General features: G+C 65.2%; 26 protein-coding genes and 1 pseudogene. 17 read left to right on the top strand and 10 right to left on the bottom strand.

All coding sequences use genetic code 11. From position 1 onward, the window contains the following. Positions 1-213 precede the first annotated feature (213 nt). Positions 214-1,083 (top strand): DMT family transporter, encoded by an 870-nt coding sequence (locus NF616_RS16130; RefSeq protein WP_252274311.1) that lies wholly within the window; start codon positions 214-216, stop codon positions 1,081-1,083. Between the two features lie 3 nt (positions 1,084-1,086). Here NF616_RS16130 and NF616_RS16125 read toward each other — a convergent pair whose 3' ends face one another. The 3 genes from NF616_RS16125 to NF616_RS16115 form a co-directional block, all read right to left on the bottom strand. Further along, complete coding sequence (locus NF616_RS16125; RefSeq protein ID WP_252274310.1) at positions 1,087-2,118, bottom strand: Leu/Phe/Val dehydrogenase; 1,032 nt, start codon at positions 2,116-2,118, stop codon at positions 1,087-1,089. A 99-nt stretch (positions 2,119-2,217) separates the two neighbouring features. After that, the gene (locus tag NF616_RS16120; RefSeq protein ID WP_252274309.1) at positions 2,218-3,216 is read right to left on the bottom strand and encodes an NAD-dependent epimerase/dehydratase family protein; all 999 of its coding nucleotides are present in this window, start codon (positions 3,214-3,216) and stop codon (positions 2,218-2,220) included. A gap of 99 nt (positions 3,217-3,315) precedes the next feature. After that, entirely contained in the window at positions 3,316-4,209 is an 894-nt protein-coding gene (locus NF616_RS16115; RefSeq protein ID WP_252274532.1) for a LysR family transcriptional regulator ArgP, read from the bottom strand. 88 nt (positions 4,210-4,297) lie between these two features. On the opposite strand from NF616_RS16115, the gene NF616_RS16110 reads away from it, so the two are divergent. From NF616_RS16110 to NF616_RS16080, 7 genes are all read left to right on the top strand, one after another. Then, a complete protein-coding gene (locus NF616_RS16110) occupies positions 4,298-4,699 on the top strand; it encodes an ACT domain-containing protein (protein WP_252274308.1) in 402 nt (133 codons plus the stop codon). 1 nt (position 4,700) lies between these two features. After that, positions 4,701-5,309: a LysE/ArgO family amino acid transporter gene (locus NF616_RS16105; RefSeq protein ID WP_252274307.1), complete on the top strand. Its 609-nt coding sequence runs from the start codon at positions 4,701-4,703 to the stop codon at positions 5,307-5,309. A 56-nt stretch (positions 5,310-5,365) separates the two neighbouring features. Beyond that, the gene (locus tag NF616_RS16100) at positions 5,366-6,208 is read left to right on the top strand and encodes an EamA family transporter (RefSeq protein ID WP_252274306.1); all 843 of its coding nucleotides are present in this window, start codon (positions 5,366-5,368) and stop codon (positions 6,206-6,208) included. A gap of 260 nt (positions 6,209-6,468) precedes the next feature. Continuing rightward, a complete protein-coding gene (locus tag NF616_RS16095; RefSeq protein ID WP_252274305.1) occupies positions 6,469-7,050 on the top strand; it encodes a superoxide dismutase in 582 nt (193 codons plus the stop codon). Positions 7,051-7,308: 258 nt separating this feature from the next. Continuing rightward, positions 7,309-9,318: a putative bifunctional diguanylate cyclase/phosphodiesterase gene (locus NF616_RS16090; protein WP_434091901.1), complete on the top strand. Its 2,010-nt coding sequence runs from the start codon at positions 7,309-7,311 to the stop codon at positions 9,316-9,318. A 72-nt stretch (positions 9,319-9,390) separates the two neighbouring features. Next, positions 9,391-10,131 carry a substrate-binding periplasmic protein gene (locus NF616_RS16085; RefSeq protein WP_252274303.1) on the top strand — a complete coding sequence of 247 codons (741 nt, stop codon included), beginning with the start codon at positions 9,391-9,393 and terminating at the stop codon, positions 10,129-10,131. A 16-nt stretch (positions 10,132-10,147) separates the two neighbouring features. Continuing rightward, entirely contained in the window at positions 10,148-10,606 is a 459-nt protein-coding gene (locus NF616_RS16080) for an LEA/WHy family protein (RefSeq protein WP_252274302.1), read from the top strand. Between the two features lie 4 nt (positions 10,607-10,610). Here the strand turns inward: NF616_RS16080 and NF616_RS16075 are convergent, their stop codons facing one another. Further along, entirely contained in the window at positions 10,611-11,483 is an 873-nt protein-coding gene (locus tag NF616_RS16075) for a YihY/virulence factor BrkB family protein (RefSeq protein ID WP_252274301.1), read from the bottom strand. 129 nt (positions 11,484-11,612) lie between these two features. On the opposite strand from NF616_RS16075, the gene NF616_RS16070 reads away from it, so the two are divergent. After that, a complete protein-coding gene (locus NF616_RS16070) occupies positions 11,613-11,951 on the top strand; it encodes a zinc ribbon domain-containing protein YjdM (protein WP_252274300.1) in 339 nt (112 codons plus the stop codon). A 49-nt stretch (positions 11,952-12,000) separates the two neighbouring features. On the opposite strand, the pseudogene NF616_RS16065 reads toward NF616_RS16070, so the two are convergent. Next, positions 12,001-12,455 (bottom strand): annotated as a pseudogene (locus NF616_RS16065) (GNAT family N-acetyltransferase). A gap of 41 nt (positions 12,456-12,496) precedes the next feature. Beyond that, complete coding sequence (locus NF616_RS16060) at positions 12,497-13,219, bottom strand: hypothetical protein (RefSeq protein ID WP_434091896.1); 723 nt, start codon at positions 13,217-13,219, stop codon at positions 12,497-12,499. A 260-nt stretch (positions 13,220-13,479) separates the two neighbouring features. Between NF616_RS16060 and NF616_RS16055 the strand changes: the two genes are divergently transcribed. From NF616_RS16055 to NF616_RS21520, 5 genes are all read left to right on the top strand, one after another. Further along, positions 13,480-13,833, top strand: coding sequence for a hypothetical protein (locus tag NF616_RS16055; RefSeq protein WP_252274299.1), 354 nt, complete (start codon positions 13,480-13,482; stop codon positions 13,831-13,833). Positions 13,834-13,976: 143 nt separating this feature from the next. Further along, positions 13,977-14,819: an NYN domain-containing protein gene (locus tag NF616_RS16050; protein ID WP_252274298.1), complete on the top strand. Its 843-nt coding sequence runs from the start codon at positions 13,977-13,979 to the stop codon at positions 14,817-14,819. Between the two features lie 310 nt (positions 14,820-15,129). After that, entirely contained in the window at positions 15,130-16,023 is an 894-nt protein-coding gene (locus NF616_RS16045) for a nuclease-related domain-containing protein (RefSeq protein ID WP_252274297.1), read from the top strand. Positions 16,024-16,262: 239 nt separating this feature from the next. Then, positions 16,263-16,808 carry a P-loop NTPase fold protein gene (locus NF616_RS21525; protein WP_491568554.1) on the top strand — a complete coding sequence of 182 codons (546 nt, stop codon included), beginning with the start codon at positions 16,263-16,265 and terminating at the stop codon, positions 16,806-16,808. A gap of 12 nt (positions 16,809-16,820) precedes the next feature. After that, positions 16,821-17,693 (top strand): KAP family P-loop NTPase fold protein, encoded by an 873-nt coding sequence (locus tag NF616_RS21520; protein ID WP_491568555.1) that lies wholly within the window; start codon positions 16,821-16,823, stop codon positions 17,691-17,693. 50 nt (positions 17,694-17,743) lie between these two features. Here NF616_RS21520 and NF616_RS16035 read toward each other — a convergent pair whose 3' ends face one another. The 3 genes from NF616_RS16035 to aptA form a co-directional block, all read right to left on the bottom strand. Beyond that, positions 17,744-18,502, bottom strand: a complete 759-nt coding sequence (locus tag NF616_RS16035; protein ID WP_252274296.1) for a gamma-glutamyl-gamma-aminobutyrate hydrolase family protein — start codon at positions 18,500-18,502, stop codon at positions 17,744-17,746. 516 nt (positions 18,503-19,018) lie between these two features. Beyond that, positions 19,019-20,515, bottom strand: a complete 1,497-nt coding sequence (locus tag NF616_RS16030; RefSeq protein WP_252274295.1) for a CoA-acylating methylmalonate-semialdehyde dehydrogenase — start codon at positions 20,513-20,515, stop codon at positions 19,019-19,021. A 190-nt stretch (positions 20,516-20,705) separates the two neighbouring features. Next, positions 20,706-22,052, bottom strand: a complete 1,347-nt coding sequence (aptA, locus tag NF616_RS16025; RefSeq protein ID WP_252274294.1) for an omega-aminotransferase AptA — start codon at positions 22,050-22,052, stop codon at positions 20,706-20,708. A 108-nt stretch (positions 22,053-22,160) separates the two neighbouring features. Between aptA and NF616_RS16020 the strand changes: the two genes are divergently transcribed. From NF616_RS16020 to NF616_RS16010, 3 genes are all read left to right on the top strand, one after another. Continuing rightward, a complete protein-coding gene (locus tag NF616_RS16020) occupies positions 22,161-23,081 on the top strand; it encodes a LysR family transcriptional regulator (protein WP_252274293.1) in 921 nt (306 codons plus the stop codon). 5 nt (positions 23,082-23,086) lie between these two features. Then, positions 23,087-23,467, top strand: coding sequence for a DUF6841 family protein (locus NF616_RS16015; protein WP_252274292.1), 381 nt, complete (start codon positions 23,087-23,089; stop codon positions 23,465-23,467). 214 nt (positions 23,468-23,681) lie between these two features. After that, a complete protein-coding gene (locus tag NF616_RS16010) occupies positions 23,682-24,341 on the top strand; it encodes a TetR/AcrR family transcriptional regulator (RefSeq protein WP_252274291.1) in 660 nt (219 codons plus the stop codon). A gap of 173 nt (positions 24,342-24,514) precedes the next feature. Here the strand turns inward: NF616_RS16010 and NF616_RS16005 are convergent, their stop codons facing one another. After that, complete coding sequence (locus tag NF616_RS16005; protein WP_252274290.1) at positions 24,515-25,429, bottom strand: LysR family transcriptional regulator; 915 nt, start codon at positions 25,427-25,429, stop codon at positions 24,515-24,517. Positions 25,430-25,475: the final 46 nt, after the last annotated feature.

Here is a 25,475-nt window from a genome sequence, read left to right as displayed (position 1 = left end):
CGTCGTTCTCCACGACGAGCGCCCGTGCGCGCCGCCATCTGTCGCACCGCCCTGCGCCCGTCGGGCCGGCACTCCTCCGCCGCCACCCGCCCGCGCCTGATCGCTCGCCACGCGGCTCGCCGCCCACGGCCGATCACTCGACTTCACGGTTCCGTCTTCTTTGCGCCCGCGCCGGCGACGGAGCCTGTTGCTCTTCTCGACAGGTGATTCTTCATGCGTTTCGATAAACCCTTCTGGGGCGCCTGCGCCTCCACCACGCTGTTCGTCCTGCTCTGGGGCAGCGGCGCGATCTTCGCCCGCCTGGGCCTCGACCACGCCTCGGCGTTCGCCTTCCTCACCCTGCGCTTCATCCTCGCCCTCGGCGTTCTGCTGCTGATCGGCGCCCTCGCCCGCAGCTGGCTGCCGGAACGCGGCCAGCGCCTGCGCACCGCCGGCACCGGTCTGCTGATGATCGGCGGCTATTCGATCTGTTACCTCCTGGCGCTGGATGAGGGCATCACCCCCGGGGTGCTGGCGACCCTGCTCGGCGTGCAGCCGATCCTCACCCTGATGCTGCTGGAGCGGCGCTTCGCCGCCCTGCGCGTGATGGGCCTGGTGCTGGCCCTGCTCGGCCTGGTGTTGGTGGTGTGGCAGAGCATCGGCCTGGCGCGTTTCTCCGTGGCCGGCATGGGCTGCGCGCTCGGCGCGCTGCTGTGCATGACTCTTGGCGCTATTGCGCAGAAGGGCCTGAGCCAGTCGCCGCTGCAGGCGTTGCCGTTGCAGTACGGCGTCAGCCTGGTGCTGTGCGGGTTGTTCCTGCCGTTCCAGCGCGTCGAGGTGGACTGGTCGCTGGACTTCCTCGTGCCGCTGCTGTGGCTGGGCATCGTCATCTCGGTGGTGGCGCAGTTGCTGCTGTATCGGCTGATCCGCGCCGGCAACCTGGTCAACGTCACCAGCCTGTTCTATCTGGTGCCCGGGGTGACGGCGGCGATGGACTACCTGTTCCTTGGCAATGCCATGAGCGGCCTGAGCCTGGCCGGGATGGTGGCGATCCTGCTGGGGCTGGTGCTGGTGTTCCGCCGCCAGCCCTCGCGAGTCGCGTAGGACCTAGCGCGAGGCCGGGCCGTACAGCAGACGCTCGGCCAGCGCATCGGCGACCCGGGCCGGGGAGCATTTCTCGGCCTGGGCATGGCCGTAGATCTCGGTCAGCCGCCGGCCGATATTCGCCAGGTGGGCGGTGATCGCCGGCAGCTCCTCGCCACGATGCTTGAGCGCGACGTAGATCAGCCCGCCGGAGTTGATCACGTAGTCCGGCGCATAGAGGATGCCGCGCCGCTCCAGCTCATCGGCGACTTCGAGGCTGGTCAGCGGATTGTTGGCCGCGCCGGCGACGGCCGCGCAATGCAGCCTGCCCACCGTGTCGGCATTCAGCACGCCGCCGAGGCCGCAGGGGGCGAAGATGTCGCAGGGCGTGGAAAACAGCGCGTCGCCGCCGACCGGGTGGGCGCCGAGCTGCTCCACCGCCAGTTGCACGCGGCCGGGATCGAGGTCGCTGACGAACAACACCGCGCCGGCCGCCGCCAGTTGCTCGGCCAGGGCGAAACCGACGTGGCCCAGCCCCTGCACGGCGACGCGCAGACCCTCCAGATCATCGCCGCCGAGGTGCGCCCGCGCCGTGGCGCGAATGCCGGCGAAGACGCCCATGGCGGTGTGCGGCGAGGGATCGCCGGCGGCAGTGGTACTGGTGACGTGGCGGGTGTGCTGGGCCACGCAATCCATGTCGGCGCTGGAGGTGCCGCTGTCCACAGCGGTGATGTAGCGGCCGTCCAGCGACTCGATCATGCGGCCGAAGGCTTCGAACAGCGCGCCGCGATTGTCGACGTGCGGCGGACGGATGATCACCGCCTTGCCGCCGCCCTGCTCGAGCCCCGCCAGCGCGGCCTTGTAGCTCATGCCCCGGGCCAGGCGGATGGCGTCGCGAATGGCGCTGTCGTCGTCGGGATAGGGCAGGTAGCGGCAGCCGCCCAGGGCCGGACCGAACCGGCTGTCGTGGATGGCGATGACGGCCTTCAGGCCGGTGGCAGGGTCGTGGGCAAGATGCAGCGCTTCGAGCCTGGCGCTTTCCATCATGGTGAACATGGCGGATGTCCTCGCTGGCTTTACCGGCCAGTATAGGCCGGCCGCCGTGCCCGGGCCGGACGGGCGGATCAGGGGTCGTCCGCTCGCCTGCGCGCGGCGCTAGCGGGCGTGGCGCCCCTGCACCTTCCACCAGGTGCAGAATTCCTCCAGGGCGGTCCAGATCGGCACCTGGGGCTCGTAGTCGAGATACTGGCGGGCGCGGCTGATATCCAGCGAGAAGTCGCGCCCCATCACCGCCACGCCGAGGCGGAACAGCGCGGGCTCAGGCCGCCCCGGCAGCAGGTTGCACAGCGTCTCATTGACCGTGGCCGCCGCGTAGGCCAGGCCGAACGGCATGTGCCTGGTCACCGGCGGCAAATCGAACTGGCGCAGCACGAAGTTGACCACGTCCCACAGCGGCACCGGCGCGCCATTGCTGATGTTGTACACCTTGCCCAGCGCAGGGCCCGCGGCCAGCAGGCTGCTGAACAGCGCGTCGTTGAGGTTCTGCATGCTGGTGAAGTCGACCTTGTTGAGGCCGTCGCCGATCACCATCAGGCGACCCTTGCGGTGCATCTCGATCAGCCGCGGGAAGATGCTGGTGTCGCCGGCCCCGGTGACGAAACGCGGACGCAGGGCGATCACCTCCAGGCCGAACTCCTGGGCCTCGAACACCTTCTGCTCGGCCAGGTACTTGGTGGCGCCGTAGTGGTCGACGAAGCTGCGCGGCACCTGTTCTTCCTTCAGCCCGACGTGGGCCTTGCCGTCGAAATACACGGACGGCGAGGACAGGTGCACCAGGCGCCGGACCTTCTGGCCCAGGCAGCCTTCGATGATGTTCTGGGTCAGCAGCACGTTGCCGCGGTGGAAGTGCTCGCGGGTGCCCCAGGTGCCGACCGCGCCGGCGCAGTGCACCACCATCTCCACGTCGCGGCACAGCCGGTGCGCCAGGTCCGGGTCGCTCAGGTCGCCCTGGACGAACTCCGCGCCACGCTTGGTCAGGTGCGCCACCGCTTCCGGCCGCCGGCCGTTGACCCGCACGCCAAGCCCCTGCTCGAGGGCGAAACGGGCGAAGCGCCCACCGATGAAACCGCTCGCCCCGGTTACCAGAATCTTCATTGCACGCCCCCCGCTTCTTGTTATGCCCCGACTCTAGCAGCCGGACCCCACGCCCGGGTGTTGCCCGTGCGGCCAGAACAACGACCTTGCAGCCCGGGATCAGGTCACCAGCCAATCGCCGACCCGGCGCTCCAGATGGCGAGTGAGGCTGGCCAGCAGCTCGCCGCCGTTGCGCCAGTGATGCCAGTACAACGGCACGTCCAGCGGACGATCCGGCAGCAGCTCGACCAGCTCGCCGCGGGCCAGCTGCTCACGCACCTGCAGCTCCGGCACCATGCCCCAGCCGAGGCCTGCGCAGGTCAGTCGCACGAACCCTTCGGACGACGGGCACAGGTGATGGGCGAAGCCGCCACCGACGCCGAGCCCGGCGAGGAAGCGGTGCTGCAGCTGGTCGTCGGCGCCGAACACGATCGACGGCACCCGCGCCAGAGTCGCGCCGTCCACGCCATCGGCGAAGTGGCGGGTGACGAATGCCGGGCTGGCCAGCGCCCGGTAGCGCATTGCCCCCAGCGGCAATGCACGGGCGCCCGCCACCGGGCGCTCCGCGGCGCACACGCAGCCGGCCACCTCGCCGGCGCGCATGCGCTTGAGGCCGACGTCCTGGTCATCCACCACATGATCGAGCAGCAGGCGGTGCTCGGCGACGAAGTCACCCACCAGCGGCGCCCACCAGGTCGCCAGGCTGTCGGCGTTGAGGGCGATGCGCAGGCGCTCGGCCGGCTGGTCCTCGGCCAGCGCGGGCACCTGGCCCTGCAGGTCACGCTCCAGCAGGCGCACCTGCTGCACATGGTTGAGCAGGCGGCGGCCGATCTCGGTTGGGGCCGGCGGCGCCGCGCGCAGCAGCACCGGCTGGCCGACCCGCGCCTCGAGCAGCTTGATGCGCTGCGATACCGCCGACTGCGACAACCCCAGCAGTTGCGCGGCGCGCTCGAAGCCGCCCTGCTCCACCACCGCGGCCAGGGCCGCCAGCAGCTTGTAGTCGAACATAAGAATCCCTAATGAGCGATCAGCATGATTGGTTTTTCTTATACAGGCGAAGCGCCCAGACTGACCAGCATCGCAACCGCCCAAGGACTCCGCCATGACCGGCGAAACCGACCTGAGCACCCTGCTCGCCAGCCTCTCTCCGCGCCTCAGCCCGGGCCGCTTCGTGTTCTGCAGCGTGGCCCAGCCCAGCGTGGTGCAGATGGCCGCCGCTCTCGGCAGCTTCCGCGAAACCGAGGGCACCACCCTGATCCTCGCCCGCGAGGAGGCCGAACGCCTGGGCCTGGCCTACGACTACCTGGCCGCCTGGATCACCCTGGAGGTGCATTCCTCGCTGGCCGCCGTCGGCCTCACCGCCACGTTCGCCCGCGCGTTGGCAGACGAGGGCATCAGTTGCAACGTGATCGCCGGCTACCACCACGACCACCTGTTCGTCGCCGAGGCCGATGCCGAACGTGCGCTGGCGGCCCTGCAGCGGCTGGGCGCGGAGAATCGCTGAGATGTGGCAGAGCTACCTCAACGGCATGCTGGTGGCGGCAGGGCTGATCGTCGCCATCGGCGCACAGAACGCCTTCGTCCTGGCCCAGAGCCTGCGCCGCGAGCACCACCTGCCGGTGGCCGCGCTGTGTGTGCTCTGCGACGCCATCCTGGTCGCCGCCGGCGTGTTCGGCCTGGCCACGCTGCTGGCGCAGAGCCCGATGCTGCTCGCCGTGGCGCGCTGGGGCGGCGCCGCGTTCCTGCTCTGGCTGGGCGTGCAGGCGCTGCGCCGGGCCTTCCATCCGCAGGCGTTGCAGCAGCGCGACTGCGGCCCGCGTTCGCGCCGTGCGGTGCTGCTGGCGGCACTGGCGGTGACCCTGCTCAACCCGCACGTGTACCTGGACACCGTGCTGCTGATCGGCTCCCTCGGCGCCCAGCAGCCGGTTCCCGGCGCCTACGCGCTGGGCGCGGCCAGCGCGTCGCTGATCTGGTTCTTCACCCTGGCCCTGGGCGCCGCGTGGCTCGCACCCTGGCTGGCGCGCCCGGCCACCTGGCGCGTGCTCGATCTGGCGGTGGCGGCGATGATGTTCGGGGTGGCCGCGCAACTGGTGCTGCGCGCACCCGGCGCATGACCGCGAACGCGCCGCGGCGTATGCTGCGGCGCTCTAATCGGATCGCGGAGGGCGTCTTGGATACGACGGTGTTCACCGTGGTGATGGCCGCCGCCGCACTGCACGCGGGCTGGAACGCCCTGCTGAAGATCGGCCTGGACCGCTACCTCACCGCCTCGCTGATCCAGATCGGCGCCGGCAGCCTCGCCCTGCTGGCCCTGCCCTTCTTCGCCGTGCCGCTGGCCGCCGCCTGGCCCTTCATCGGCCTCTCCGCGCTGCTGCACATCGGCTACAACATCTTCCTCTCCCGCGCCTACCAGCACGGCGACTTGTCCCAGGTCTATCCCATCGCCCGCGGCAGCTCGCCGCTGCTGGTCGCGTTGCTGGCCGTGCCTGCCGGCGACCTGCTGCCGCCCGGGCAATGGGCGGGGCTGCTGGTGCTGGTCGCCGGCATCTTGCTGATGGCTTGGCGTGGCGGCCACCCCGGCACCCGGCTCAACGGCCCGTTGCTGTTCAATGCCCTAGCGACGGCGGTGTGCATCGCCGGCTACACCCTGGCCGACGCCCTCGGCGCGCGCAGCAACGGCGATGCCGTCGGCTATGCGCTGTGGCTGTTCGTGGTCAACGGCTTGGTGGCGAGCGTGGTCATCGCCCTGCGCCGCGGTCCGCGCATCTTCCTGCAACTCGGGCCGCACTGGCGCGGCGGCCTGGGCGGCGGCGCCATGTCGATGCTGGCGTACAGCCTGGTGATCTGGGCCGCCACCCAGGCGCCAGTCGCCTTGGTATCGGCGCTGCGCGAGACCAGCGTGCTGTTCGCCCTGCTGATCGGCTGGCTATTCCTCAAGGAGCCCATGCCGCTGCCACGCCTGCTCGCCTGCGCCGTGATCGTGGCCGGAGTGGTGGCGATGAGGTGGGTCTAGCGCTGTCGTCACGGTGCTGGAAACAGCGCACGCGGGTCGCACTTCCAGGCCCGCTGCCTGTCCGAGCCAACATGAGCAAAGCCGCCTGGCATCGGCTTTTCCACACAGTTGCTGCGTGGATATGGCCTGGGTCGAGTGCTATGATCCCGGCCTCGCGGCACATTAATAGAGTAAAACTCGTCGCCGCCCGATTTTCCGGCCGCCCCGTGAACGGCCACGTGCGAATCGCACTTATCCCGACCCGATGAAGGAGATAGACCATGGCTTTCGAATTGCCGCCGCTGCCGTACGAGAAGAACGCCCTCGAGCCGCACCTGTCCGCCGAGACCCTGGAATACCATCACGGCAAGCACCACAACGCCTACGTCGTTAACCTGAACAACCTGATCCCGGGCACCGAGTTCGAAGGCAAGAGCCTGGAAGAGATCATCCTGTCGTCCTCCGGTGGCGTGTTCAACAACGCCGCGCAGATCTGGAACCACACCTTCTACTGGAACTGCCTGTCGCCGAATGGCGGTGGCCAGCCGACCGGCGCCTTGGCCGATGCCATCAACGCCACCTTCGGTTCCTTCGACAAGTTCAAGGAAGAGTTCAGCAAGGTCTCCATCGGCACCTTCGGTTCCGGCTGGGGCTGGCTGGTGAAGAAGGCCGACGGTTCCCTGGCCCTGGCCAGCACCATCGGCGCCGGCAACCCGATGACCAGCGGCGACACCCCGCTGCTGACCTGCGACGTCTGGGAACACGCTTACTACATCGACTACCGCAACCTGCGTCCGAAGTACGTCGAGGCGTTCTGGAACCTGGTCAACTGGGACTTCGTGGCGAAGAACTTCGCCGCCTGAATCGCCCGACCCGCATGAAAAAGCCCGGCCCAGCGCCGGGCTTTTTCATGGCCGGATGGGCCGACCGGACCGACGGGCTAAAGGAACCCGAGCGACGATCCGAAAAAGATGGGATATGGACGTAATGGCCCTTTGACGGCTCACGTGCATTTGCCAATACTCACATCGGTCCCGAGCCTCCGGCGGCGAACAAGGAATACGCATTTGAAGCTGGAACTGAAAAACAGCCTGTCGCTGAAACTGCTGCGTGTTGTCCTGATGTCGGCGCTTGTGGTCGGCGTGGTGCTGAGCTGCGGGCAGATCGTCTTCGACATCTACAAGACCCGCCAGGCAGTGGCCAGCGATGCCCAGCGCATTCTCGGCATGTTCCGCGACCCCTCCACCCAGGCCGTCTACAGCCTCGACCGCGAGATGGGCATGCAGGTCATCGAGGGCCTGTTCCAGCACGAAGCGGTGCGCTACGCCGCCATCGGCCATCCCAACGAGCCCATGCTCGCCGAGCGCTCCCGCGAGCTGACGCCTTCCTCCAGCCGCTGGATCACCGACCCCATCCTCGGCAAGGAACAGACCTTCACCACCCAGCTGGTCGGCAAGGGGCCGTACAGCGAGTACTACGGTGACCTGACCATCACCCTGGACACCGCCAGCTACGGCGAGAACTTCATCACCACCTCGGTGATCATCTTCGTGTCCGGCGTGCTGCGCGCGCTGGCCATGGCCCTGGTGCTGTACATGGTCTACCACTGGCTGCTGACCAAGCCGCTGTCGAAGATCATCGAGCACCTCAGCCACATCAACCCGGACCGCCCCAGCGAGCACAAGCTGCCGATGCTGCGCGGCAACGAGAAGAACGAACTGGGGCTGTGGATCAACACGGCCAACCAGCTGCTCGCCTCCATCGAGCGCAACACCCACCTGCGCCGCGAGGCGGAGAACAGCCTGTTGCGCATGTCGCAGTACGACTTCCTCACCGGCCTGCCCAACCGCCAGCAGCTGCAGCAGCAGCTCGACCAGATCCTCGACGATGCCGGCCGCCTGCAGCGCCGCGTAGCCGTGCTGTGCGTCGGCCTCGACGACTTCAAGGGCATCAACGAACAGTTCAGCTACCAGACCGGCGACCAGTTGCTGCTGGCCCTCTCCGACCGCCTGCGCAGCCACAGCGGCCGCCTCGGCGCCCTGGCCCGCCTCGGCGGTGACCAGTTCGCCCTGGTCCAGGCCGACATCGAGCAGCCCTACGAGGCCGCCGAGCTGGCGCAGAGCATCCTCGACAACCTGGATACCCCCTTCGCCCTCGAGCAGCAGGAAGTCCGCCTGCGCGCCACCATCGGCATCACCCTGTTCCCGGAAGACGGCGACAGCACCGAGAAGCTGCTGCAGAAAGCCGAACAGACCATGACCCTGGCCAAGAGCCGTTCGCGCAACCGCTACCAGTTCTACATCGCCAGCGTCGACAGCGAGATGCGTCGCCGGCGCGAGCTGGAGAAGGAACTGCGCGAGGCGCTCAACCGCAACGAAATGCACCTGGTGTTCCAGCCGCAGGTCGACTACCGCGACCACCGCGTGGTGGGCGTCGAGGCCCTGCTGCGCTGGCAGCATCCGCAACACGGCTTCGTCGCCCCGGACCTGTTCATTCCGCTGGCCGAGCAGAACGGCACCATCATCGCCATCGGCGAATGGGTGCTGGACCAGGCCTGCCGCCAGCTGCGCGAATGGCACGATCAGGGCTTCAGCGAACTGCGCATGGCGGTCAACCTGTCCACGGTGCAACTGCACCACGCCGAGCTGCCGCGCATGGTCAGCAACCTGCTGCAGGTCTATCGCCTGCCGCCGCGCAGCCTCGAGCTGGAAGTCACCGAGACCGGCCTGATGGAAGACATCAGCACCGCCGCCCAGCACCTGCTCAGCCTGCGCCGCGCCGGCGCGATGATCGCCATCGACGACTTCGGCACCGGCTATTCCTCGCTCAGCTACCTGAAAAGCCTGCCGCTGGACAAGATGAAGATCGACAAGAGCTTCGTGCAGGACCTGCTCGACGACGAGGACGACGCCACCATCGTTCGCGCCATCATCCAGCTCGGCAAGAGCCTGGGCATGCAGGTGATCGCCGAGGGCGTGGAGACCGCCGAGCAGGAGGCCTACATCATCGCCCAGGGCTGCAACGAGGGTCAGGGCTACCTGTACAGCAAGCCGCTGCCGGCCCGCGAGCTGACCCTCTACCTCAAGCAGGCCCGCCGTCTGAGCAACGCCGGCAACCCCGCGACCCTCTGACCCTCCGTCGCTCGACGCGGCGGCGGCCCCTGGCGCTTCTAGACTGCCAGCCAGGTCATCGCGATATCCGTCATGAAGCCAGCCCTCTTCCTCGCCCTCTCGTCGCTATGCGGCGGCGCCACCGTCGCATCGGAGCCCTGTCAGCTCAGGGTCGGCTGGGAGGAATGGTATCCCCTGATCCACCAACAGGACGGCCGGCTCACCGGCAGTGAATACCAGCGCGTTCGGCAACTCGCCGATGGCGCCGGTTGCCGCCTGGAGTTCGTCGAAGTGCCGTGGGCCCGGGCCCTGCAACTGCTCAGGAACGGGCAACTGGATATGCTCTACGGCGCCAGCCGCAGCGCCGAGCGCGAAACCTATGCCCGCTTCAGCCAGGCCTATCGGCAGGAGCGGATGGTGCTGGTGGTTCGCGCGCAGAGCAGTGCAACGACCGACCTCGAAGAGGTGTCGCTGGCGGCCTGGCTGGACGAGCCGCGCAGTGACGGCCGGCCACGCCGGCTCGGCCTGATCCGCGGCTTCCACTACGGCGAAGCGCTGAAGTCCGTTCTCGACAGCGACAAGGGGACGCGCCTGGAGGTGCGCTGGGACGAGCAACTCCAGCAGATGCTCGCGCTCGGTCGTATCGACGGCTACCTGGTCGAACTGAGCGTGGCACGTGCCCAGCAGGCAGCTGCAGATGCCGCGCCGATGCGCCTGTTCACGGTCGGCGAGCACCCACGCGAGCCCATGCACCTGATGTTCTCCCTGGGCGTGCCGGTGCAAGTGGTGGAACGCTTCGACGCGGCCATCCGTCTACAGCGGACCCGCCCCTGATCGAGACCGTCGCGCCATGCGCCCTTTACTTGTTTTGCTTGTTTTCCTGCTCGCCGGCTGCGCCTCCCTCGCCCCGCGAGACCCGCTGCGCATCGATCTGCTCGGGCTGGAGCCGTTGCCGGCGCAAGGCATGGAGATGCGTTTCGCCGTGGTACTGCGGGTGCAGAATCCCAACGACAATCCCATCGACTACGACGGCCTGAGCGTGGAGCTGGAGATCAACGACCAGCCGCTGGCCAGCGGCGTGAGCGACCAGCGCGGCCAGGTGCCGCGTTATGGCGAGGCGCTGCTGCGAGTGCCGCTGAGCATCTCGGCGTTGTCGATGATGCGCCAGGCCTGGGCCGCGGCCGGCTATCGCGAGAATCGCGGGCTGCCCTACGAGCTGCGCGGCAAGCTGGGTGGCGGGCTGTTCGGCACGGCGCGCTTCAGCGACAGCGGCACCCTCGACTGGCCGCAGCCGGCGACGACGCCCTGATCGATCAGGAGGCGCTCTTCTCGCCGAGTTCCTTGCCCTCGTGGGCATGGTGCTCGATCACCGCATTGAGCTCTGCGCCGAACAGCAGCACCGCCGAAGAGATGTACAGGTAGAGCAGGAACACGATGATCGCGCCGATACCGCCGTACGTGGCGTTGTAGTCGGCGAAGTTCTGCGCGTAGAAGCCGAAGGCCAGGGACGCGGCGATCCACACTACCACCGCCAGCACCGAGCCGGGGGTGATAAAGCGGAATTCCTGCTTCACATCCGGCGCCAGGTAGTACACCGCCGCCACCACGGCGGTCAGCATCAGCACCGCCAGCGGCCAGCGCACCCAGGCCCAGATCGTCACCATCACGCTCTCCAGGCCGACCCATTCGGCCAGCCAGCTCATCGCCTGCGGCCCGGTGACCATCAGCGCGGCGGCCAGCAGCAGGGCGATGGCGATGGCGATGGTGTAGAGCACTGACAGCGGAATCAGCTTCCAGGCAGGGCGACCGTCCTCCACGCCGTAGGCGCGGTTCATCGCCGCCATGGTCGAGCGCACCGCCGCCGAGGCGGTCCACAGCGCCAGCAGGATACCGAAGGAGAACAGCCCGGCCTGCTGCGTCTGCAATTGGGCGATCACCGGATCGACCAGGCCGAGAGCCTCCTGCGGCAGCACCAGCTCGGCCTGGTCGTGCAGCCAGTCGAAGAACTGCTGGGCGTCCAGCACGCCGATCAGCGCGATGAGGAACAGCAGAAAGGGAAACAGCGAGAAGAACAGCTGGAAGGCCAGCGCCGAGGCGTAGGTGGACAGTTCGTCGTCGACGAAATCGGTGACGGTGTGGCGCACGATGGTCCAGAAGGACACCCCGCGCAGATCGATGAAAGCCATGACAACTCCGCTGCTCTTGCTCTGCCAATTGGGACGGCGCAGCGGGCGGATCGGTTCGACCAATCGCCCCCGGATCGATAAAAGCCCTATACAATGCGCGGCCATTTTTGCCCGAACCGAGGTCACGTCATGAGCACCCTGCCGCCCTGCCCCAAGTGCAGCTCCGAATACACCTACGAGGACGGCACCCAACTGGTCTGCCCCGAGTGCGCCCACGAGTGGTCGGCCGACGCGTCGCAGGCCGGCGAGGAAGAGCGGGTGATCAAGGACTCGGTCGGCAATCAGCTGCAGGACGGCGACAGCGTCACCGTGATCAAGGACCTCAAGGTCAAGGGCTCGTCGCTGGTGGTGAAGGTCGGCACCAAGGTGAAGAACATCCGCCTGGTGGACGGCGACCACGACATCGATTGCAAAATCGACGGCATCGGCGCGATGAAGCTCAAGTCGGAGTTCGTGCGCAAGGTGTGAGGCAGCATCTGGCAGGCGGGCTCACGCCGATGCCCGGAGAAGGCCGTCCCTACGGCTCGCGCACCATGAGGCTGTGCTCCGCGCCCCAGGCGTGGAAACGCTCCAGCAACCGCCAGCCGCGCCTGGCGTAGTAGTCGGCACGATCCTGGGTGTGCAGGTAGAGACGCCGATGGCCGCGCTCGCGCGCAGTGGCGCAGATGGCCGCGATCAGGCGCTCGGCCAGTCCTCGCCCGCGCGCCTCGGGCAACACGTATACGCAGGCCAGCCAGGGCCCAGTTCCGGGCGCTGCGGCAGGTCATCGCGCGCCAGGCCGGCGCAGCCGAGCACCCGCCCCTGCTCCAGCGCGATCAGCATCTGCCAGTCGCCATTGTCCTGGCCGGCGCGGAACTCCGCCTGCCAGTCGGCCAGTGGCTGTTCGGCGAACTCATAGGGAAATTGCCGATGCAGCCAGGCGGCGACGGTGTCGCAGTGCTCGGGGTGATCGCGTAGCCAGTCGAGCTTCACGCGCGGTCTCCAGAATGGACAGTGCGCCGAGTATCGCGAGGCTACTGCACCGGCAGGAAGTTGAGGAACAGCAGGCTCTGCGCGTAGTTCACCCCGAGGCGGCGGTAGCGCTCCTCCAGCACGTGAGTGAGCAGGTCCAGGCGCGCGGTCATCTTGCCGAACTCCACCGCGTAGCTGAGGTTGCCGCCCTCGTTGGACAGCAGCAGCGGTCGGCCCCTGGCGTCGCGGCGCTGGCTCAGCATCCAGGCGGCCTTCTCGATATTGCGCGCGGCGTTGTAGATGAACTGCGCGTCGAAGGAGTCGGTGAGGTAGAACTCGGTGCGCCCGCCGTGGGCGGTCACCAGCATGCTGCCCAGGGCATAGATGAAAGCGCCGACCCGGTCGCCCTCGAAGTCGGGGCTCAGCGCGTAGCTCAGCGCCGCCACGTCGCGGCGACCGCCGAGCTGCGGCAACGGCTGGTTCTGTTCGATGGCCTCGTGGATCGCCTGCTCCGCCGCCGCGCGGGACGGCAGGCCGGTCTTGTGCCATTCCTGCGGGTTGCGCTGGTACAGCTTGCTCATCAGCTGATACAGGCTGTTGAGATTGTTGCGCATGGCCAGGGTCGCCATGCGGTCCACGTCGCTCTGCAGGAACTCGCCGGCCTTGGGCTCGCTGTTCTTGCTGACGATGCTCTCGTGCGCCAGCCGCCCCGAGCAGCCGCCCAAGCCCAGCACCATGCCCAAGATCACCACAGCCCAGCCCCGTGCGGCATTGGCTGACTTCATCGGATTGCCCCCGCTCTCCCGCGTCCCTCGGCTTGCAGTAAAGCGCAAAAGCCGCCGCTGCACCGTGAGCCAGGCCACTCGCCCGGCCCTCCGCCCGTTCGACCCCGGTTCCACTGCAACGATCTGCGTGCGCTTCGCTTGCGCGCCTCGAGGCTAGCGGCGCTGTTTTACACAGGATTTACACTGCCGCGCGCGATGAGCGAAACGCCGCGCAGTCGAAGCCTGTAACCGGACGATCCGGTTTCAGAGGAGTCTCGACCATGCTTTCGCGTATTCCCCTCATCACGGGCCTGATCGCCAGCCTCGCCTTCGCCGGCGGGCAACAGGCGCACGCGGCGGACGGCGGCGACGTGGCCGCGGGCGTCGCGGTCGGTGCCATCATCGGCGGCGTGCTGGCCAGCCAGCGGCCGGTGCGGGTCTACGAACCGGCGCCGGTCTACCATGCCCCGCCCCCGCGGGTCGTCTACTACGAGCCCCGCCCGGTCTATTACGAACCGCGCCCCGTCTATTACCGGCCGGGCCCGGTGTACTACGTGCCGGAGCCGCGTCATCGCCACAAGCATTGGCGCAAGCACCAGCGCCGCCATCATCACCATCACGATCATCGCTGGTAACCGGAAAGCCCCGCTCGATGCGGGGCTTTTTTTCTTTCTGGATCGAGGGATCAAGGGATGCGCTGATGTGACCCAGTTCGCAACTGTGGCGCTGGGCCAGTATTTCGCAGTAATGTCGGCCATCGACCTGCAAGGATGCATTCATGGCCAGCAAACCTGCGGCACCCCGTCAGCAGAAGCACCTCGCCGTACTGATCGATGCGGACAACGCCTCGGCCGCCATCGTCGAAGGGCTGTTCGAGGAAATCGCCAAGTACGGACTCGCCAGCGTCAAGCGCATCTACGGCGACTGGACCGGTCCGCAGCTCGGCGGATGGAAGAAGACGCTGCTCGACTATTCCATCCAGCCCATTCAGCAGTTCGCCTACACCACCGGCAAGAACGCCACCGACAGTTCGCTGATCATCGACGCGATGGATCTGCTGTACACCCGACGCTTCGACGGGTTCTGTTTGGTCTCCAGCGACAGCGACTTCACCCGCCTGGCCGCCCGATTGCGCGAGGAAGGGCTGGAGGTGATCGGGTTTGGTGAGCAGAAGACGCCCAAGCCGTTCGTGTCGGCGTGCGACAAGTTCATTTATACCGAGTTGCTGCGGGCTGAAGTCGCTACTCCAATTGATGTGCCAGCCGTTGCGAATGCGACGCCTGAGTCCAACGACAGCCCTCAAAAGGTGTCCACACCTGCCACGCCAGCTGCTCCGGTCAAACCCAAAGCGCCTGTCGACTTTATTGCCAAGGTGATCGAAGACAACTCCGATGAGGACGGCTGGACGCATCTTGGAGCACTCGGTCAGAACCTGAGCAAGCTGAGGCCCGATTTCGACTCTCGCCTGTATGGCCACGCCAAACTAAGCGGGCTGATCAAAGCACACCACCACCGCTTCGAAATGGAGGAACGCGGCGGCAGCGGCGGTGGCGGGAAGTCGGTTTACGCTCGAAATCGCAAAGCAGCCGTGAAGCCGAGCCCAGGCAATGTGGCGCGCTGAACCCCAGTTTCGCCCTCTAGGGCGCCTCACTTTCTTTGCTTGTGCAAAGAAAGTAAGCAAAGAAACACACCCCGACATCCGGGTCTCGCTACGCTCGACTTCCCTCCCTCCGGTGCCGCTCCGGGGGCCGGCTTACAAGGGCCATCCCTGGCCCTTTAAGCCTTTCGCCGCATCCATGCGGCTCACTCCCCTACGCAACACCTCCACTCGGCCTTCAGACGGGGAGTTTGCGCGCATGAAGGTTGCGCTTCCCACGCCGGACCGAGCTGTCGGTATGCCTACCGCCCTTTACACGAATAAGGATATTTAGATGCCAGGCTGGCTTTTCATGTACGTACCGATCATCTGCATGCTGATCCCATGCGCGTGCATCCTCATTTATCTAAAACGCCAACAGGCACAAGACCGCAAAAGCCCATTGGTTGACGATCTGCTCAGGCCGCCAGGCGAGACACTTAATCAAGGCTTTCGCGACAGCATCTTCGATCTGTGCGGGGCATTTGCCGCCTCGGTACTTTTTCCCGCCATCGGCATGATCCTCCTGCTGCATAGCTGGATAGATCCGGAGCGAATTCGCTTCAACTTCTCCGCAATTCTGGCGGCGCTGTGCGTTGTAGGAGGGATGGGATGGGCCGTCTGGAAAACCTTTCGCATCCTGCAAAAGATCACTTCAACCAACCGTGGCCTCGAAGGAGAACTCGCCACCGCGCAGCTGCTCACCCCGCTGCTGGCCGAAGGCTGGCAGCTGTTCCATGACCTTCCGATGAGGCGCGGCAATGTCGATCATGTACTGGTGGGCCCTACCGGCGTTTACGCCATCGAAACCAAATACCGATCCAAGCGCCAATCGTTAAAAGGCCAGGAAGGTGTTCGAGCCGAGTACGACGGCAAATCCATCCGCTTTGCCGGCGGCGCCACCGAGCACTTGCCGATTCAGCAGGCACAGGCGGTGGCCAAGGAACTCAGCCAATGGCTACACGGCAAGATCGGTGAACCGGTTCAGGTGGTGCCAGTGGTAGCGCTCCCCGGCTGGTTCGTAACCAGCCCTCAGCGCATTGCGAGCGGCCAAGTCCATGTCATCAACCCGAAGGGTCATTACCTATTTCGGAAACGCGCCTATCTCATGGAGCCATCGCTGCAAGTGCGCGTTGCAAATACGCTTAAAGAGTTAGCTGTTCGCCCCGCTCCCGGAGCTAACAAATGACTTGACCCAAGACCAAAGATCGGGCCGCCCGGCAGGGATGAACGGCAGATGCCGCGGGCGCAGACGATGGAGCAAAGGAAGTTTGATGGCGCCGTCGGCCATTAAATTCGGTGTGTGTCTTCTTCTTGATTAGATGTCTTTGCACACATGAAGACAAACTAAATCGCCACAAGACGAACTTATACCTTAGAGCCAATTAAGCCACAAAACTCATTATTATTAACCAACTGACTATATCCATGAAAAACCCAGAAAAAACACCTCCTTGGTCTGAAGACCAGATGAACAGAAAAGGGGTAGCCGCTTTCCTAACCAACTACCTAGATGGAAACAACCACGTAAAAGTATTAAACATAAACGCCCCATGGGGTTCGGGCAAAACTTTCTTCCTAGATAACTGGCTAAATCAACTAAAAACCGAAAGAGTGTGCGTAAAATTCAATGCTTGGGAATGCGACTATTCCGGAGACGCCTTTATATCTTTAGCAGCATCAATTAGAGAGCAGCTCTCGGATTTATCCGGACGCACAGCCAAAACAAATGAAAATATAAGAAATTTTACTGAATCTGCATCAAAAGCAATCGTAGCCGCAACACCAGCCCTTGCCAAAGGAGTCTTAAAGAAATTCACCGGCATTGATCTTGGGATAATATCTGAAAATTCTGACCCAGATTCTTTATCAGACGCAGCCGAGAAGGCAGTCGAAAGTCTAATATCAAACAATAGAGAAACACTAGAGTCCATCAAGAACTTCAAGACAAACCTTTCCGAGCTTCTTATATGAGCATCCCAAGAAATAGGCAACGATATCAAAGAAAAGCCAGCCTATATATTTATAGACGAACTAGACAGATGCCGCCCCACCTTCGCAATTGAACTACTAGAGCGAGTAAAGCATTTCTTTGATGTCGAAAACTGCTTATTTATTATCGCAACAGATACCGAACAACTAACACATTCCGTAAAAGCGATATACGGGGAGGGTTTTTCCGCCGAGCGTTATATAAAACGATTCTTCGATGCAGAATTTACTCTCGACAACACCGATATTTCGTTATGGATCAGAACTCACTGCCCCGAATTCTCCGAAACCAACACCTCCACTCTTGGAATTTATACAGAACCATTCCAAGGAGGAATTTTCCATTTTCGAGGCGAACCCACTAACCCATCGGCAAGATCTATATTAGCAGGCAATCTAAAACTTAACGCCCAACAAATAATATTGCTCTCAATCGCCAAGACTTTTAACTCCAAGCTTCGCGAACTAGAGAAAACACTCAAACATATTGATGCAATCAGCAACAATATCGAAGGCAAGTTCCATCTATTTTGGGCAGCATATCTTTGCTTCCTTAAATCAGAAAGCTCCGCACTGTATGACATGGCCATAACTGGAGACCATGCAGAAGCATCTAAACGATTAGAAGAAAAATATCCAGCCCCAGAACTTTATTTTGGTGATGACAACTTGAGCACGCATAGAATATTCAACACGTATCTATCCTTATTTAGAGGAGACCAAAAAGCAGCAACACAAAGAGCCAGAGAACTGAACAGATATCCTACCAGCGCATGCGACTCAGAAATAATCATAGATTTTTCGACCAACTTCCATAATCTCTCGATATATCCTGCCCTAGTTAGCCTAGCCCATCGAATAGAATAAGCACATCATTGATCGCTTGGAAAAGTTCGCTCATTTTAAGTAGAGACCACTCAGGTGGTCTCGGCTTTTAAATACTCCCTCGCCGCCTCATGAAACGCCCCAATCAGCGCGTTGTAATCCGCCTTCTCCCAATAGCGATACTCCGGGTGCCACTGCACGCCGACAGCAAAGGCCTTGGCACCGATCACACTGACCGCCTCGATCTGCCCGTCCTCTGAAATCGCCTCCACCTGCAGCCCCTCGCCGAGCTGGTCGATGCCCTGGCCGTGCAGCGAGTTGACCTGCACCTCGCGTTCGCCGATCAGGCGGTGCAGCACGCCGCCTTCAGTGAGTTTCACGCTGTGGATCGGACCGTAGGCCACATCGTCCGGCACGCCCTTGCGTTCGCGGTGGTCGAGACGGCCTTCCACCTCATGCACTTCGCGGTGCAGGGTGCCGCCGTACAGCACGTTGAGTTCCTGTACGCCACGGCAGATGCCGAGGAAGGGAATGCCGCGGTCGATGCAGGCGCGCATCAGGCGCAGCACGGTGGCGTCGCGGGGTTTGTCGGCCAGGCCCAGGCCGGGATGGTCGTCGCCGTAGAAGCTGGGGTGCACGTTGGACAGGGAGCCGCCGAACAGGATGCCAGAGACGTTATCGAGCACGGTGTCGATGTCCAGGTCGTCGCCGAAGGCCGGGATCATCAGCGGGAAGGCGCCGAAGCCGGTCACGGCCTGGATGTACTTCTCGCCCACCAGGTGAAACCAGCCGATGTCGCGGTCGGTCAGCTGCCAGCGGCACAGGGGAAGACCGATCAGGGGTTTGCTCATACCAGGGTGTCCTCTTCTGAGAACCGGCCCGGGAACGGCGGCACGTCGGAAAAACTGCGTTGAAAGCGGGCTCGGCTGCTCATTTACAGCGCGTAAACGCCGCGCCCTCGCCCGCTTGTACTCGCTTGCGCTCGCCCTTCTGGCCAGCCTTTGGCTGTTACACCCGTTGGTCGTTGCGCCTGGTTTTTCTCTCGCTCGCCCACTCCTGAACCGGCTCTTTGTGGTTGAAGTGGGCTGCCCTTGGGAGAGCGGGCTTGCGGAGTGCGGTCCGCTCGCCCAAGGGGTGCCGTTCCCGATCTGCGCCGGGTCACTGCACCAATGCCGCGCCCGCGCGGCAGGGTTAAATCCCCTCTCCCACGGGTGGGAGAGGGGCTGAGGGGAGAGGGCGTTGTTCGATTGCCCCTCTCCCCAACCCTCTCCCGTGAACAGCAGAGGGAGCACAGCGCGCTGCCCGGCCACTGTTGCCAGCCGGGCGGCAAAAAAAGGGCCGGTCCGAAGACCAGCCCTGGTTAGCGCTTAACCGTTGCTCGGGAAGGCGAACTGCGCCGCCTCGTGGCTGGCGCGCTGCGGCCAGCGCTGGGTGATGGTCTTGCGCTTGGTGTAGAAGCGCACGCCGTCCGGGCCGTAAGCGTGCAGGTCGCCGAACAACGAGCGCTTCCAGCCGCCGAAGCTGTGGTAGGCCACCGGCACCGGCAGCGGCACGTTGACGCCGACCATGCCCACTTCGATCTCGTCACAGAACAGGCGCGCCGCTTCACCGTCGCGGGTGAAGATGCAGGTGCCGTTGCCGTACTCGTGGTCGTTGATCAGCTGCATGGCGTCTTCCAGGCTGCCGACGCGGACGATGCACAGCACCGGGCCGAAGATCTCTTCCTGGTAGATGCTCATCTCGCGGGTGACGTTGTCGAACAGCGTGCCGCCGACGAAGAAGCCAGCCTCGTTGCCCGGCACGGACAGGCCGCGGCCGTCCACCACCAGGGTCGCGCCCTGGGCCACGCCGGCGTCGATGTAGCCCTTGACCTTGTCGCGCGCCGCGCCGGTGACCAGCGGGCCCATGTCCAGGCCGCAGGAGGTGCCGGCGCCGATCTTCAGTGCCTGGATCTTCGGCGTCAGCTTGGCCACCAGGGTGTCGGCGACCTGATCGCCCACCGCCACCACCACGGAGATGGCCATGCAGCGCTCGCCGCAGGAGCCGTAGGCGGCGCCCATCAGGGCGTTGACGGTGTTGTCGATGTCGGCGTCCGGCAGCACCACGGCGTGGTTCTTGGCGCCGCCGAGGGCCTGCACGCGCTTACCGCGCTTGTTGGCCTCGGTGTAGATGTATTCGGCGATCGGCGTGGAGCCGACGAAGCTGATGGCCTTGACTTCCGGCGCCTCGATCAGCGCGTCCACCGCTTCCTTGTCGCCGTTGATCACGTTGAGCACGCCGCGCGGCAGGCCGGCCTCGTGCAGCAGCTGGGCGATCAGCAGGGTGGAGCTGGGGTCGCGCTCGGACGGCTTGAGGATGAAGCAGTTGCCGCAGGCGATGGCCAGCGGGTACATCCACAGCGGCACCATGGCCGGGAAGTTGAACGGGGTGATGCCGGCGACCACGCCCAGCGGCTGGAAGTCGCTCCAGCTGTCGATGTTCGGGCCGGCGTTGCGGTTGAACTCGCCCTTGAGCAGCTCCGGGGCGCCGCAGGCGTACTCGACGTTCTCGATGCCGCGCTGCAGTTCGCCGACGGCGTCTTCCAGAGTCTTGCCATGCTCTTCGCTGATCAGCGCGGCGATCTTGTCCTTGTTCTGCTCCAGCAGCTGCTTGAAGCGGAACATCACCTGGGCGCGCTTGGCCGGCGGGGTGTTGCGCCAGGCCGGGAAGGCGGACTTGGCGGCGTCGATGGCGGCCTGGATGGTGGCGCGGTCGGCCAGCTCGACCTGGCGCACGGGCTCGCCGATGGACGGGTTGAAGACCTGGGCAGTGCGGCCATTGCGCAGCAAGATTTCGCCATTGATGAAGTGGGCGACGGTGCTCATGGAAACTCCTCGTTGGTGTCACGTAGGGTGGATGACGCTCTGCTCATCCACCGCGAATGGGTGTTGCCGGCCTGGTGGATGTGAACAGCGACATCCACCCTACGGCTGGGTGGTGGAAGTCGCCGTGCGGGCGTCCACCTCTGCTCGATCAAGTTCCCGCTCCCGGAGGGAGAAGGGTGAAAAGCCGTGTTCAGTCGAGCTTGTTCAGCACGTCGCCGACGGCGTAGAACAGGCGCTCCAGTTCTTCCGGCTGGGTGTTGAAGGTCGGGCCGAACTGCAGGGTGTCGCCGCCGAAGCGCACGTAGAAGCCGGCCTTCCACAGCGCCAGGCCGGCCTCGAACGGGCGGATCACGGCGTCGCCGTCGCGCGGGGCGATCTGCAGCGCGCCGACCAGGCCGCAGTTGCGGATATCGATCACGTGCTTGCTGCCCTTCAGGCCGTGTAACAGCGTCTCGAACTTCGGCGCCAGTTCGGCGGACTGCTGGATCAGGCCGTCCTTGTGCAGCAGGTCGAGGGTGGCCAGGCCCGCGGCGCAGGCGACCGGGTGCGCGGAATAGGTGTAGCCGTGGGTGAACTCGATCATGTGTTCTGCCGCCGGCTGGTTCATGAAGGTGTCGTAGATTTCCTTCGAAGCCACGACCGCGCCCAGCGGGATGGCGCCGTTGGTGATCTGCTTGGCGGCATTGAGGATGTCCGGGGTGACGCCGAAGTACTCCGCGCCGCTCCAGGTGCCCATGCGGCCGAAGCCGGTGATGACTTCGTCGAAGATCAGCAGGATGTTGTGCTGGGTGCAGATTTCGCGCAGGCGCTGCAGGTAGCCCTTCGGCGGGATCAGCGCGCCGGCCGAGCCGGACAGCGGCTCGACGATCACCGCGGCGATGTTGGAGGCGTCGTGCAGTTCGATCAGCTTGAGCAGCTCGTTGGCCAGCTCCACGCCGCCGGTTTCGGCCATGCCCTTGGTGAACGCCATGCCCGGCTGCAGGGTGTGCGGCAGGTGGTCGGCGTCCATCAGTTGGCCGTACATCTTGCGGTTGCCGCCGATGCCGCCCAGGGCGGTGCCGGCGATGTTCACGCCGTGGTAGCCGCGGGCGCGGCCGATGAAGCGGGTCTTGGTCGACTGGCCCTTGAGGCGCCAGTAGGCCTTGGCCATCTTCACCGCGGTGTCGGCGCACTCGGAGCCGGAGCCGGTGAAGAACACGTGGTTGAGCTCGCCCGGCAGCAGGTCGGCGATCTTCTCGGCGAGCTGGAACGACAGCGCGTGGCCGTACTGGAAGCCCGGGGAGTAGTCGAGGGTGCCGAGCTGGCGCGACACGGCTTCCTGGATTTCCTTACGGCCGTGGCCGGCGCCGCAGGTCCACAGGCCCGAGAGGCTGTCGAACACGCGCCGGCCCTGGTCGTCGATGAGGATGTTGCCTTCGGCGCCGACGATGATCCGCGGGTCGCGCTTGAACTGGCGGTTGGCGGAGAAGGGCATCCAGTGGGCATCCAGCTTGAGCTGGCTGGCCAGGGACGGGGTGGCAGTCTGCGGCATGTTCATCGTGGCTCTCCAGAGCGGCACTGTGGTCTTGTTGCCAGGCAAGGTGCCACGGGCCTAAAGTCACGAAAATCCAAATCTTCGCAATTTCAGTTAAGTGATCACTAAACAATGAGCAACCGCCGTTCCGACCCGCTGGCCCAGGTCAGCGACTTCGAGATCCGCCTGCTGCGCCTGTTCCGCAGCGTGGTCGAATGCGGCGGCTTCTCCGCCGCCGAGAGCGTGCTGGGCATCGGCCGCTCGGCCATCAGCCAGCAGATGAGCGATCTGGAGCAGCGTCTGGGTCTACGCCTGTGCCAGCGCGGTCGCGCCGGCTTCGCCCTGACCGAGGAAGGCCGCGAGGTGTACCAGTCCTCGCTGCAGCTGTTCGGCGCGCTGGAGAGCTTTCGCAACAACGTCAACGGCCTGCACCGCGAGCTGCGCGGCGAGCTGCACATCGGCCTCACCGACAACCTGGTGACCGTGCCGCACATGCGCATCACCCATGCGCTGGCGCGGCTCAAGGAGCTGGGCCCGGAGGTGCGCATCCAGATCCGCATGACGCCGCCCTCCGAAGTGGAACAGGGCGTGCTCGACGGCAGCCTGCACGTCGGCGTGGTGCCGCAGAGCCATGCGCTGTCCGGCCTGGAATATCAGCCGCTGTACGGCGAGCGCTCGCAGCTGTATTGCGCGGTGGGCCATCCCCTCTTCTATGTGGACGACACCCAGCTGGCAGACAGCCGCCTCAACGCCCAGGACGCCATCGCCCCGACCTTCCGCCTGCCGCCGGAGGTGCAGAGCCAGTACCAGGTGCTCAACTGCACGGCCAGCGCCTCGGACCGCGAGGGCATGGCCTTCCTCATTCTCACCGGGCGCTACATCGGCTACCTGGCCGACCACTACGCCCAGCAGTGGGTGCAGCAGGGCCGCCTGCGGGTGCTGAAGCCGGCCAGCCGCTTCTACGACCTGACCCTGGCCTCGGTGACCCGCAAGGGCCGTCGCCCGCAACTGGTGCTGGAAACCTTTCTGGAGGCGCTGGCCAAGACCAGCTGACGCCCATGAGCACGGAACTCGAGACCTTTTTCGACGACTTTGTCCGCGCCTTCGCCCGTTTCGACGGCGCGCTCATCGCCCGGCGCTATGCGACGCCCTACTTGGCGCTGGATGCGGCGGGGCAGGCACGGGCGTTCGCCACGGCCGAGGCCATCGCCGGCTATTTCCAGAGCGTGCTCGACCACTACGCCGCTCAGGGGTGTCGCAGCTGTCGCTATCACTCGCTGGAAACCGTGTCGTTGGGGAGCGCCAGCGTGCTGGCGAGCGTCACCTGGGAACTGCTCGATGGCGAAGGGCGCACGCTGGCCTCCTGGCGCGAATCGTACAACCTCAAGCGCGGCGGCGAAGGGCTGCGCATCTACGCCTCGACCGATCACGCCGAGTAGCTGGAACGCGTGTACCACTAAGGCTTGCGCCATTTTTCCAGCGAGCGTGACCGCGGCGTCTCAGACGTTTTTCTGACGCTTCAGACCGCTTTTATCGCGCCAGACGGTGCCTTCGTCCGAGAGGCACACGTTTTTGACGCCTGAGGGTTGTTTCGTGACCCGCGCTGGGGTATCTGTGCGCAACAAAATCCCGATCATCAGTACGGACCCTTCGATGCCTGCCCCCGCCCCTGCTCCCAGCACCGGCAAACCCGCCGGCCGCATCCGCCAGAAGAACGAAAAAGCCATCATCGCCGCCGCGGAAATCGAGTTCGCCCGCCACGGCTACAAAGGCACCAGCATGAACAGCATCGCCCAGGCGGTGGGGCTGCCCAAGGCCAACCTGCACTACTACTTCAGCAGCAAACAGGGGCTCTATCTCGCGGTACTGAAGAACATCCTGGGCCAGTGGGAAAGCGCCCTCGACAGCATGACGGTCGACGATGACCCGGCCGAGGCGCTGGCCCGCTACATCCGCGCCAAAATCGAGTTTTCCCGCAGCCAGCCACTGGCCTCGCGCATCTTCGCCATGGAGGTGATCAGCGGCGGCCAGCAATTGAGCGCCCACTACAACCACGACCAGCGCGACTGGTTCCGCCAGCGCACCGCGGTGTTCCAGGCCTGGATCGACGCCGGCAGGATGGACCCGATCGACCCCGCCCACCTGATCTTCCAGCTGTGGGGCGCCACCCAGCACTATGCCGACTTCGCCAGCCAGATCTGCCTGTTCACCGGCAAGAGCAGCTTGAAAAAGCCCGACTTTGAGGCCGCCGCCGACAACTTGGTGCACATGGTGCTCAAGGGCTGCGGCCTGACGCCTCCTGCACGCGCCTGACCGCGCCGCTTAGCTCGCCTGGGCAGACGCGCCGTTCCCGCCTGCTCCGCAGCGTTCATCCGCTAGATCGAGCGATGCCGCAGGTGGCTTGGTCCGCCCAAGCCACCCGAACCGGGACGGATGCCCAATCGCCCCGTACGCATTCTGGCTGCGGCGCGAGGTGACCCTTCCTCTCAGGCCCAGGGCGCCCGGGCCAGCAGCTCGGCGCAGCGCTGCTGGAGGAATTCGCGCAGCAGGCGTACCGGGCCGCTGAGCTGGTCGCGGTGGGCGCAGATCAGGTTGAGCGGCGTCGGCTCGCCGTGCCAGCCGGGCAGCGCCACTTCCAGGCGACCGTCGCGCACGTCGTCCGCCACGTCCAGCCAGGACTTGTACACCAGCCCCTGCCCCGCCACCGCCCAGCGCCGCACCACGTCGGCGTCGTCGCTGACGCGGTTGCCGCTCACCGTCAGCGCCTCGCTGCGCTTGCCGTCGGCGAAGCTCCAGCGCTCGTGCGCGCGGCCGCCGAGCATGTACAGCAGGCAGTTGTGGCGGCGCAGTTCCGCAGGCGCGCCCGGCCGGCCGTGGCGGGCGAAATAGGCCGGCGCACCGCACAGCACGCGGCGGTTGCCGGCCGCCACCGGCAGCGCCACCAGGCTGGAGTCCTCCGGCTCGCCGTAGCGCAGGGCGATGTCCACCGGCTGGCGGAACAGGTCGGCGACCCGGTCGCTGAGGAGCAGGCGCAGCGACAGCTGCGGGCGTTCGGCCTGGAACTGGTCGAGCCACGGCAGCAGCGCATTGCGGCCGAAGTCCGACGGCGCGGCGATCTGCAGCACGCCGCTGATCTCGTCGCGGGTGCCGGCCAGCTGCTGGCGACCGCTCTCCAGGCTGACCAGCGCGGCGCGGGCGTGGATCAGGTATTGCTCGCCCTCGGCAGTCAGGCGCAGGCTGCGGGTGGAGCGCAGCAACAGCCGCACCTGCAGCTGCGCCTCCAGGCGCTTGAGCGCGGCGCTGGCCACCGCCGGCGAACAGTCCAGCTCGCGGGCGGCGGCGGACAGGCTGCCCAGTTCGGCGGTGCGGACGAACAGGGCGATGTCATCGAGGCGCAGCATCTCGGCTCCATTTTCAAAATCAGATTGAAAGAGACTCTATGGCAGC

The organism is Pseudomonas subflava, assembly GCF_023823685.1.
GTDB lineage: Bacteria > Pseudomonadota > Gammaproteobacteria > Pseudomonadales > Pseudomonadaceae > Aquipseudomonas > Aquipseudomonas subflava.
The sequence above is the reverse complement of the archived record's forward strand: the minus strand, read 5'-3'. Positions and strand labels throughout refer to the sequence as shown.